The following is a 10,285-nucleotide window of genomic DNA, read 5'->3' as shown; positions in this document are numbered from 1 at the left end:
ACGACAACCACACCCCAACCCGGACCGCCCGGGCATCCCCACGCCCCCTCACCCGACCATACCTCTGGCAACTACCGCCAAGTCGGACAGTCATTCACCAATCAACGCTGCGGTGGATCGAGGCTTAGCCAGCCGGGCTTACACGCTCGGTCAGCTGGTGGAGACGGAGAAGAAGTCACGGGACTCGGCGGTGGGGCCGAGGTAACGGTCGGCGGAGCGTTGCATGGGCGGGTACAGCGACACCCCGGTGATTGATGTGGGGTCGGCGGGGTCGGGGTGGGTGAAGAAGTTGAACGTGACCCATTCCGGGTTGATGTCGAGAGTCATGCCCCGCACCGCTCCGGCTCGCTGCAGCGACTCGGCCAGCGTTTTGGCGGTCAGCGCCGGGCCGGCCACGTACACCAGCGCCCCGGAGGTCGTCACGCCCAGCCCGGAGCGGGCCACGACGGTGTTGGCCCCGAGGGTGTTCCCCCAGATGTGGGTGTCGTGGTAGGTGGCGTCGGGGGCGGTCTGGCCGCCATCGACCAGGGGGACCAGGTTCTGCAGTACGGCTTCGACCGAGGGAGTCATGGACACTTCGTAGCCCCAGGCGCCGACGTTGACCCGGCCGTCTTTGTAGATGACCATCGACGCGGCGCCTTTCACTAGTGGTACGGCGGTGCGTCCATCCAGGTAGAACCCTCCGTGGGCGTCTTGGAACCGGAACCCCCGTTGAAGGCGGCCACCGCCTGGGCGGCCGCGGTGCCGGTGAGGTCGGGTGGCACGCTCCATTTGCCGCCTGGCTCCTCGGAGCCGGGAAGGAGCCGGATCCTCAGGCGGGTGGGGTCGATCCACACCGCCGAGGTGATCTGGCTGGTGTAGATGGTGTCGGCTCGGAACTGGGCCACGTACATGGCGGCGCGGCCGTCGATGATCGGCCCGGTGGGCTGCCACTGGCCCTCACCCAGCAGGGCGGGCGATACCACTAGCGGCACGGGGGTAGGGGCGGGCAGGCCGATGGTCCTCCCCGAGGTTTTCGCCGGGTCGGTGATCGCTAAGTGGGCGGAGGCCGCCGGGATCCGGTTGAGGGCCTTTGGGGCGCACCCTTGGCCGGGGCTTGGCTGTTGTAGTACCACTGCTCCAGCGGGTTGACGACGAAGGCAGCGTGGTGGGACCGCAACCAGTCAGCCCACTTGGCCTTGAAGTTCTCGTTGCCCGGAGTGGTGGCCGCTCCATACACCGACACCGCCAGGAACAGCACGAGCAGCCCGAGGGGAAACGCCAAGACCCGGACCGTCATGCGCTCTCTTTTCCGCCGGCCCGCCGCGGATGGCCGCGGTGCTTTGCCCCGCCCGCGACGGAGGTACCCCTCTGGCAGGCACTGCGGGTCGCGGCGAGGCTCGGTTCTCGGCTGGGTCACCGCTGTCGCACTCGGGCCGCGACGGGAGGGCATCCAGTCAGCGAATCGGGCTCCGTGAATCCTCTAGCGATTGCGACGGCACGGGCCCCCGCACCTAGGTCGACCGTCGTTGTACCGGTGACGAACGGGCATCGACGGTTCGGTCCACGAGGACGAGCCGGCGGCGGCCGGTCACCGACGGCCCGTGGCGACACCGCCCGCCACGTCAACGATGATCGCCGATCGTCTAGGCCTGCTCCTGGTGCCGGTCCGCTGAAGGCCATGCGCCCCAGTCAAGACAGCGTGATGTTGCCAGCACGTATGGGTGTTTCGATACGCCGACGATATGTCCCGAGGCGTAGCATCCTATGGGTGTGCGAGTGTTGATCGTCGAGGACGAGCCCTATATGGCAGAAGCGGTCCGTGACGGCCTACGCCTCGAAGCGATCGCCGCCGACATCGCCGGCGACGGTGACACCGCGCTGGAGTTGTTGGCCATCAACGACTATGACATTGCCGTCCTCGACCGCGACATCCCCGGCCCCTCAGGCGACGAGATCGGGCAACGCATCGTCGCCTCTGGCAGCGGGATGCCGATCCTCATGCTCACGGCTGCGGACCGGCTCGACGACAAGGCCTCGGGGTTCGGACTCGGCGCCGACGACTACCTCACCAAGCCGTTCGAGCTCCAAGAGCTCGTGCTCCGTCTTAGAGCGCTCGATCGCAGACGCGCCCACAACCGGCCACCAGTGCGAGAGATCGCTGGCCTGCGCGTGGATCCGTTCCGCCGCGAGGTCTACCGCGACGGCCGCTACATAGCGCTCACTCGCAAGCAGTTCGCCGTGCTAGAGGTACTCGTCGCCGCCGAAGGCGGCGTTGTCAGCGCCGAAGAGCTACTGGCGCGGGCATGGGACGAGAACGCCGACCCGTTCACCAACGCCGCCCGCATCACCGTCTCGGCACTGCGCAAGCGCCTCGGCGATCCCCCGATCATCGCCACTGTGTCAGGCGCAGGGTACCGCATGATCATCGAACCAGACAGTGGCCATTTGGGAAGAGACCATGCATAGAGCCGCAGGACGGGGTGTCCGCCCGACTCTTGCCCTGCCGGGCCGGGCCAGGACCTGAAGATATGTTGCGCCTCTCGCTCGCCAGGCGCGCGCCGCGCTGGATACCTCGCCTGCCCTCCCGGACCGTGCGGTTACGGCTTACTCTGCTCTACAGCGGCCTGTTTCTCGTCTCGGGATCCGTGCTGCTCGTGGCTACCTACCTGATCTTCCGGGCGAACAGTGGGGTCGACCTGATCGTCCCGAACGGCTCCCACGCAACACCAGAGGCTTTACGTCAGGTCGAGGAAATGTACGCCCGGTCCGTGGCGCGTAACAGCCACAGGCTCCACGAAGATCTAATCCAATCCGGGATCGCGTTCGGGGTCATGGCCGTCGTTTCGGTCGTGCTGGGGTGGCTGGTCGCAGGCCGAGTGCTGCGGCCGCTACGTGCGATGACTGCGACCACCCGGCAGATCTCCGAGCGCAACTTGGACGAGCGCCTCGCGCTGTCGGGGCCCAGCGATGAGTTGAAGGACCTCGCTGACACGATCGACGGTCTCCTCGCGCGGCTCCAGAAGCACGTCGCGGAGCAACAGAGATTCGCGGCTAACGCCTCTCACGAGCTGCGCACCCCGCTGTCATTGACACAGGCCCTTCTCGACGTGGCCCGCAAGGATCGGAACCGTGACAACGGTGAACTCGTCGACCGCCTCCACGAGGTGAACACTCGAGCGATCGATCTCACCGAAGCACTGCTCCTGCTCAGCCGCGCCGGCCAGCGGTCCTTCGCATTAGAACAAGTCGACCTCTCGCTCATGGCGGAGGAAGCCACCGAGACGTTGCTCCCCCTAGCCGAGAAGCATCGTGTCACCATAGAGACCTCCGGCGACGCCGCTCCCACCCTCGGCAGCGAAGCGCTCTTGCTGCAGCTCACCACAAACCTGGTGAACAACGCAATCGTCCACAACCTTCCCGAGGACGGCTCCGTATGGGTGACGACCAAGGTTCAGCCCCACGGCGTGGTGCTTAGTGTCGAGAACTCCGGCGACGAACTCACCCCGCAGCTGGTTTCAACCCTGGTCGAGCCGTTTCAGCGCGGCACCCAGCGCATACACACCGACCACGCAGGAGTCGGCCTCGGCCTAGCAATCGTCAGAAGCATCACCCAGGCACATGACGGAACCCTGATCCTCACCCCCCGACCCGCCGGAGGGCTCAGCGTCACGGTGCAACTACCCTACGCACCGATGCACACCGGCACGCCCAGGTCGGACAAAACTGCCAGAACTGATGGCGTGCCAGCTTCGGATAGGCAACGAGGACGACCATGACCGCGAGCAACCTCTCAATCTGGAACCGCTGCGCTGACGACGCCCAGTCTTCGGTTACCCAGCTGCCCTCGCTTGGTTTTTTCAGCGGCTAAGCCTCAATCCACCGTCGTTGAGCGTCCGGTGATGCCCTGAGGGCTGCGCCCAGTGAGGTAGGCCGCTGGTTCGGACGTGGACTGTTGCGGTTGAGGTCCCGTCCAGGCCATTAGGTGGCGTTCGTGCACATCGGCCCGGGACCAGCAGCCCCCGCTTGGTCGCCGTCGTCGCCAGCGGCCCCCTATCGAACCGTGCGTGCGGTTCTCCCGCACACGGCTCTCCGACATTTTGTGGAGCGGGGGCGGGGCTGTAAGCCGTCGATCCCGAAGGAGAAGATCGACGTCATAGCGGATGCCACCTTGCATTCGACGCCGCCGGGCGAGACGCACTGGTCGTGTCGGAGCATGGCCAAAGCGCAGGGGGTGAGCCCGGCGACGGTGCAGCGGGTGTGGTCGGCGACGGCCGGGAACGCCGTCGAGAGAAAGATCTCTCTACATGGAGAGGCCATTTTCGACCCTGAAAAGTGACAGCCTGACCGGCAACTCTTACGTACCCTTTACAGGCGCCCGGACCGTGTCGGCCGTGTGTCGGCAGCGTCTTTCCTGACCGAGACGAGGAAGAGGCAACCCGCGGGCGCCTTGCTCTCGACTCAATCGGGAAGCGGGGCACCGAAGGCCCGGCTATCACCTACACCTCGGCGCCGGCGGCGCTGAGGTGCGCCCGTAGTCGGTCGATCACGCCGGCAAGAGCTTGCGCGAATGATTCGAACTCGCCGCGCGACATCGAAGCGAAGAGCGCTCGCGCGAGCCTCTTGTGGTCGCGCTTGAGCTGGGCGACGAGGGTCTCGCCTCGGGGTGTGAGGGTCACTAGCGTCGCTCGCCGGTCGGTCGGGTGGGCTGCGCGCGTCACGAGCCTCTGCGCAACGAGTGCATCCACAAGGCCGGTAACCGCTCGCGGCGTCACCTTCAGTGCTTCCGCGAGCACGCGCTGGGGCACCGGGCCACGTTGTCCCAGCTCCCAGAGCAGGTGAGTGCGAGCTGGGGTGAGGCCGAGCGCGGCGTTTGCCTGCGCCATGTCGTCGTCCAGCCCGACCACCAGCTCAAGGACGCTATCGAGGAGATCTTCGTATTGCTGTAGCTTGGTTATAGTGAAGCATAGTAACTACATGAGCGGGACGACGAAAGCAGACGTCCATAACAGAGCGACAGAAGGAGAGAGCATTGACTCCTGAGGCTGGATCGACCGAAGCGAACACGACCCTGCTACGCGACTCTCAGGTCGGCGTCCACCCCGAGCTGCAGCATGGCCCTGAGCACGGCAGCGTTGCGGATCACCGTCCGGGGCGCCAGGCCGGACCGCCAGCCAGCCGTCGACCAGGGCCTGGCAGTCGGCCCGGGAGATCCGGGACACCTGCCGGTCGGCGCCCAGGCTGCCGATCACGTGCTTTTCCACGATCGGCCGGTCTCGGAGCCGGGTCGAGTCCCGTTTGGTGCCAGGCCTCCAGCCACCGCCGGCCCAGCTCCTCGACCGTCGTGGCCCCGGCCCGGGGTGCGATCCAGCGACCATCGGCCATGGCCGTCAGCTGCGGGCCTCGTACTCCGTGGCCTCCTTCTTGGTCGCGAGGGTCTTGGAGTGCTGGGCGCCGTCCGCTGACCTCAGCTTGACGTCGTAGCGGCGCCCCTTCGCAGTGCTGCGAACGTGGATGGACACAGGAGAAGGCTACGCCAGCCCTGCGACGTCCGCTGCGAGCCGATGCTCGATGAATGTTCGATGGAACCGATCTGGGCTCCGCCTGGGAGGGTCTGGCGTCCCTCTGACCAGGACTTTTGCGGTGGGGCTAGGTGGAATCGAACCACCGACCTCAGCATTATCAGAAATTCGTGGCCAGACGATCCTGAACTCAATTGAGCTGCTCTGGCTGGTCAGGGCGGGAGCAGCTACTCCTCTTGGGAGCCTCCGAACCAAACGGAACAGCACCGAACGCGGGATTTTCGCGGGATGGTTCTCGCAATTAACTTCGCAATCCGTCCCTAGTTGGCCAGATCTCTGGACGGTTCGGTCATCAATCTGGGTGATTGAGGACCAGTTTGTTCTGAAGGCGTCTCTGCCGGCTGCGGCGCCTCCGCAATGCCCGCTCCCAGGAGCAGCAGCGGGAAGGCCCACACCAACTCACTTAGCTTAGACACCGCCGGAGTGAGCCGATGCGCCCCTCGCAGCGAAGACCGTCTTGCAGCCCTGCTGCTGAACGAACGTTCGTTCGTCCTGTTAAGACACGGCGCCCGGGTGTACGGATCTCGAGCTTCACCGGCAACTGCAGGTCGAGGTGTGCACCAAGTCCCTCCGGGCCAGCGAGCCCCGCCGCGTGGCTAGTGCCGACGGCTTCCCTGCGCAGTAAGTCAGCCACTTCGCGCGGTCCGCGCGATCGCACGCACGTTATGCGATAGTGTGGACATGTCGGTCAGTTCTCGACTTGCCTCGCTACTCGTGCATCTGCGACGATCACCAAAGGTGGCGGAGCGGAAGGAGACTGCCGTGCCCCACAATCTTGAGCCCATTCGACTAGCCGCCCTGCTGCATGAAGTGCCTGGCAAGTGGGTCGCCATCCAAGATGGCGAGATAATCGAGGCTCGCGACACCTTAGACGCCCTTGTGTCGGCGATCCACTACCGAGATCTAGGCGAGGTAACTGTCGTTCGCGCACCGGCCGAGACAGAAGCCGAGATGGTCGGTCTGGGCTGAGGACATTCCGGTGGCGGAACCGGACCCCTCTGCGGCCCACATCTTCAGATATCTAGACGACGGAAATGACCTCGTTGCACAGCAACTCGGTAAGCCAGCACCCGTGCGGCCTGTAGTTGCAGTGCGTCTGCAGTACGGCAACCACAGAACACTCGTTCACTCTGCACTCGTGGACTCGGGATCGGAGCGAGTTATTGCATCTCGCGTCCTGGCACGGGAGCTTAATATCCCGCTCCCCCAAGAACGAGCCGTCGAGCTGGGACTGGGTGGACGAACTCGCCAAATCGTTTTCGATCAGGTCACAATTCAACTGTTTCGCGACTTGATGCATCCTGGCGATGAACCCCTATACGAGTGGCAAGCCGACGTAGGATTCATACTGAACGACTGGGAGCCGCCTTGGGCGGTGCTTCTGGGACGAGACGGCTTCTTTGACCGGTTCACAGTGACAATGCATGGCGGCGTCCCCGCCATGGCGGTCGAACCTTGGGCGACGTTCGACGACCGGTTCGGTGTGCAGTACCAGGAGGCGGATAACGAGCAACCGCGATACCAGCCATGAGTCGCAGGCCCGCCCGGGACACGTAGGAGCGTTATCGATTCCATGCTCATGCGAACTCGTCATCTGAAAGGGTGACCCACAAATCCGTGCCACGAGTCGCAACCGAACAACTAGCTTGATCGGAATCTCGACCGCAGCTTGCGGTTATCAGGAGAGACAACCAGCGATGGTGTTAAGGCCCGGCTAGTAGCAGCGGTCTTCGATCGCCGCCGACCGGATAGCCTCCCAAATAATCCGCCTTGCACTGAAGGAGCCCGATTACTGTAGTACGGCGCTGAAGGCGGCACAGCGATGACCAGATCTCGGAGATGGGGATGTCGGAGCGGTTTGACTATGCATTAGAGCGATGCCCGCCCACTAGCTGGCATGCCTTCGAACGACTAGCACGGTCTTATATGGCCAGTGACTACCAGGCTTTTCGGACGTTGGCGGCATCATCGGGCGACGGTGGCCGAGATGGGATGCTCTTCCTCACGGAGGACGATGAGTCCGTGGCCGTCCAGGTGTCTCTCTCCCAGGACTGGGCAGGGAAGATTCGTGCCACCCAGGCCCGGCTGAGGGACACTCACCCTCAGGTCCGAGAGCTCATTTATCTGACCAACCAAGAGATTGGTGCCCGAGGCGACGATCTCCGAAGAACGTTTCGTGAGGCAAGAGCCGTCCGACTCGACATTAGGGACCGAAGTTGGTTCGTTGACCGCGAGCACGCTAGCACCTCGACTACTCGGGCTGCCGATGCGTTCTGTCGACAAATCATTGACCCTCTGCTGCCGAGGGCTGAGGTGTTCGATCGAGGTCATGCAATCCTCTCCAACGATGAATCTCGGGCGGCGCTTTTGTATCTTGTGATGCAATCGACGGACGACTCGAATGACAGGCAGCTAACTAAGCTTTGTTTCGATGCCTTAGTCCGTACTGCGCTTCGCGAGACTGATAATGAGCATCGCATGGCCCGTGCCGACATCTACGGTTGGGTCCTCTCTGTCCTTCCCACACAAGATGAAGGCGAAGTTCGCATGTACGTTGACCGAGCGCTTGAGCGCCTCAACAAGACGTACGTGCGTCACTGGACCAAAGAAGACGAATTCTGTCTCAACTTTGAGGAGCGAATTCGTATTGCTAACTCGATAGCAAAGATCGTTCAAGCCGATGAGGCGTTCAACAGGGAGTTGGCGGAGAATGCCAGATTCGTCCTCGTTGGAATGGCTATCGATACATCGACAGTAGACTTTTCCGCTTTGGTTCTCCGTGTGCGCCGAGTACTCGAGCAGTTTCTTTTTGAGCGTGGGGAGTCCTTTGTTTCAAGCGTAGCGACCGGCACGCCCATGTTGTTTTCGCAGTCCGAGCTAGTCGACCTCGCAAGTCGCGATAGTAACTTGCATCCGGACTCGACAAGCCTTCGACATAACCTGCCAGCAGTTGTCGGCGAAGTCGTCGAACGAGCGGTACTCGGCCTGTCGGAGCCTGCCAACGCCTTCGTCAGAACAATCGGAGATGCTTACACTCTATTTGCGTTCATGTGTGAGACACCAAATGTCCAAGCTGGCGTTTCTAAGCTCTTCTCACAGGGAGAGTTCTGGCTTGACACGAGTGCAGTTCTGCCGCTCCTGATTGAGTCGCTGCTGGACGAACACGACCGCCGCACCTCACTATTGATAAGGGCGGTGGCTGAATCGGGAGCTCGGCTCATGGTGACCAACGGGGTCGTGGATGAACTTCTTCACCACATCGAGCTCTCGATGATTGCATGGCGTGCTCCTCACGACTGGCGTGGGAGAGCGCCGTTCCTTTACTCCAGCTTTTTATGGTCTGGAGCTGCCAACGCCGACTTCAGCGAGTGGGTGCGTAAGTTCCGAGGCGACCGACGTCCCGAGATAGACCTGGCCGAGTACCTGCTTGAGATTCACAGTATCCGAGTTGTAGATCTGAAAGAACCGGCTAGCCAGTTGGACCCTCGCATCCGCTGGCATGCAGAAGAATATTGGCGGGGCGTTCACGAGAATCGCCGGCCCGGTGAGACTATCGATCCAGAGACCGTCCGACAGCTTGTAGAACGCGATCTTGAGAATTTTCTCGGGGTGCTGCAGTTGCGTTCTCACGGTGAGGAACTGCAAAACCCGTTCGGATATAGGCAATGGTGGTTGTCGCCGGTTCGGTCCTCTATTGAGGCAGCGGAGAAGATACGTGATGCCGCAGGGCTTAAGCGGCTCGATAGTCCAGTCCTGGATTTTACCTTTCTTGCCCACTACTTAGCCGTGGGTCCGGCTCGGCGACAGCTCGCCAAATCTCTCGAACGACGCCTGCCGATGATGGTGGAGGTGAGCCTCCTCGACGCAACGCCGTCGGTCGTCCTCGAGCTTGCAGACTCGGTCCGCGCACGAACCGCAGGCATGGACGAGCGAGTCATCCGTCGCGAGATTCGAGATCAGCTCGAGAGCGAAAAACTCTCGCGGACCCGCATAGGTCGAGCAGGACCTGATGCGCTGGTTGCCGAGCTACGGCAAGCGCTCGAGTCGAACGGACGTAGGCGCAAACGGTCGAGCTGAATTGACCCCGAGCCGGACGCCGAGAGTCCTGGACTCCTGGTAAAGAGGTTCATCACACACTCTGACCTCGTAGCGGCAGGCGCCCGAAGGGCGCCGGCCGCCTGTTGCGGCATCAAGCCTCTGACCTCGACGCACGTTTCCAGGCTCGTCGTCGAGCTCGTTCGTGGGGTCGTGTCTGCATCACGGGGCAGCGGAGCTGGGAGGATGGCGTCTCTAGACTGGTGAGTTCGAGCGTCGCAGGGGAGCCGAGCGGGTGGCCGTGCGGTCAGGTCGTGGGTGGCCGCAGTGAGATGCCAGCGACCCTGATCTGGCCGGCAAGTGCACTCGAGGTGCCCCTGGCCTAGTTCAAAGGCAGCTGCGACGGGAATCGCACCGCATAGTCGACGCAGGTAAGCGCTCGGGTGCTCCGCACGTCCGGTTGGTTGAGCACAGACGTCACCCGCGCTCACAAAGAGCCGTGCGCGACAAAGGGCGCTCGACAAGACTGCCGTGGCTGGATGGGGGAACGGCAGCGGTCGAATATCGGCTCTTGATCCTTTAGGTGGGGGGTCCTGGTTGAGGGTCCACCAGTGGGGCCCGTGGCCTCACCAACCTGAGTGCTGTCGAAGGCAACAGGTCAGGAGGCCACGGGTGGATGATGAGGTTAC

9 protein-coding genes and 1 pseudogene are annotated in these 10,285 nt (G+C 63.0%); 5 read left to right on the top strand and 5 right to left on the bottom strand.

Going from position 1 to position 10,285, the window contains the following annotated elements; genetic code table 11:
- Positions 1-150: 150 nt before the first annotated feature.
- The 3 genes from K6U06_RS24380 to K6U06_RS24370 are packed head-to-tail and all read right to left on the bottom strand — an operon-like array spanning position 151 to position 1,279.
- Positions 151-627: a hypothetical protein gene (locus tag K6U06_RS24380; RefSeq protein ID WP_262324594.1), complete on the bottom strand. Its 477-nt coding sequence runs from the start codon at positions 625-627 to the stop codon at positions 151-153.
- A 17-nt stretch (positions 628-644) separates the two neighbouring features.
- Positions 645-974, bottom strand: coding sequence for a hypothetical protein (locus K6U06_RS24375; protein ID WP_262324593.1), 330 nt, complete (start codon positions 972-974; stop codon positions 645-647).
- Between the two features lie 59 nt (positions 975-1,033).
- Positions 1,034-1,279, bottom strand: a complete 246-nt coding sequence (locus K6U06_RS24370) for a hypothetical protein (RefSeq protein ID WP_262324592.1) — start codon at positions 1,277-1,279, stop codon at positions 1,034-1,036.
- Positions 1,280-1,752: 473 nt separating this feature from the next.
- Between K6U06_RS24370 and K6U06_RS24365 the strand changes: the two genes are divergently transcribed.
- The 3 genes and pseudogenes from K6U06_RS24365 to K6U06_RS24355 all read left to right on the top strand — a co-directional run.
- Positions 1,753-2,448, top strand: a complete 696-nt coding sequence (locus tag K6U06_RS24365) for a response regulator transcription factor (RefSeq protein WP_262324591.1) — start codon at positions 1,753-1,755, stop codon at positions 2,446-2,448.
- Positions 2,449-2,549: 101 nt separating this feature from the next.
- Positions 2,550-3,758, top strand: a complete 1,209-nt coding sequence (locus K6U06_RS24360) for a sensor histidine kinase (protein WP_410051144.1) — start codon at positions 2,550-2,552, stop codon at positions 3,756-3,758.
- A gap of 323 nt (positions 3,759-4,081) precedes the next feature.
- Positions 4,082-4,249, top strand: a pseudogene (locus tag K6U06_RS24355) (IS630 family transposase); the annotation flags it as partial.
- 229 nt (positions 4,250-4,478) lie between these two features.
- On the opposite strand, the gene K6U06_RS24350 reads toward K6U06_RS24355, so the two are convergent.
- Together K6U06_RS24350 and K6U06_RS24345 are read right to left on the bottom strand one after the other, a co-directional pair.
- Positions 4,479-4,886 carry a MarR family winged helix-turn-helix transcriptional regulator gene (locus K6U06_RS24350; RefSeq protein WP_262324590.1) on the bottom strand — a complete coding sequence of 136 codons (408 nt, stop codon included), beginning with the start codon at positions 4,884-4,886 and terminating at the stop codon, positions 4,479-4,481.
- Positions 4,887-5,369: 483 nt separating this feature from the next.
- A complete protein-coding gene (locus K6U06_RS24345; RefSeq protein ID WP_262324589.1) occupies positions 5,370-5,501 on the bottom strand; it encodes a hypothetical protein in 132 nt (43 codons plus the stop codon).
- A gap of 1,039 nt (positions 5,502-6,540) precedes the next feature.
- On the opposite strand from K6U06_RS24345, the gene K6U06_RS24340 reads away from it, so the two are divergent.
- Positions 6,541-7,092 (top strand): hypothetical protein, encoded by a 552-nt coding sequence (locus tag K6U06_RS24340; RefSeq protein ID WP_262324588.1) that lies wholly within the window; start codon positions 6,541-6,543, stop codon positions 7,090-7,092.
- 947 nt (positions 7,093-8,039) lie between these two features.
- Entirely contained in the window at positions 8,040-9,638 is a 1,599-nt protein-coding gene (locus K6U06_RS24335) for a hypothetical protein (protein ID WP_262324587.1), read from the top strand.
- Positions 9,639-10,285: the final 647 nt, after the last annotated feature.

It is taken from the genome of Acidiferrimicrobium sp. IK (genome assembly GCF_025499425.1).
Taxonomy (GTDB): Bacteria; Actinomycetota; Acidimicrobiia; order Acidimicrobiales; family Palsa-688; genus Acidiferrimicrobium.
This window is presented reverse-complemented; position numbering and strand designations above follow the sequence as displayed.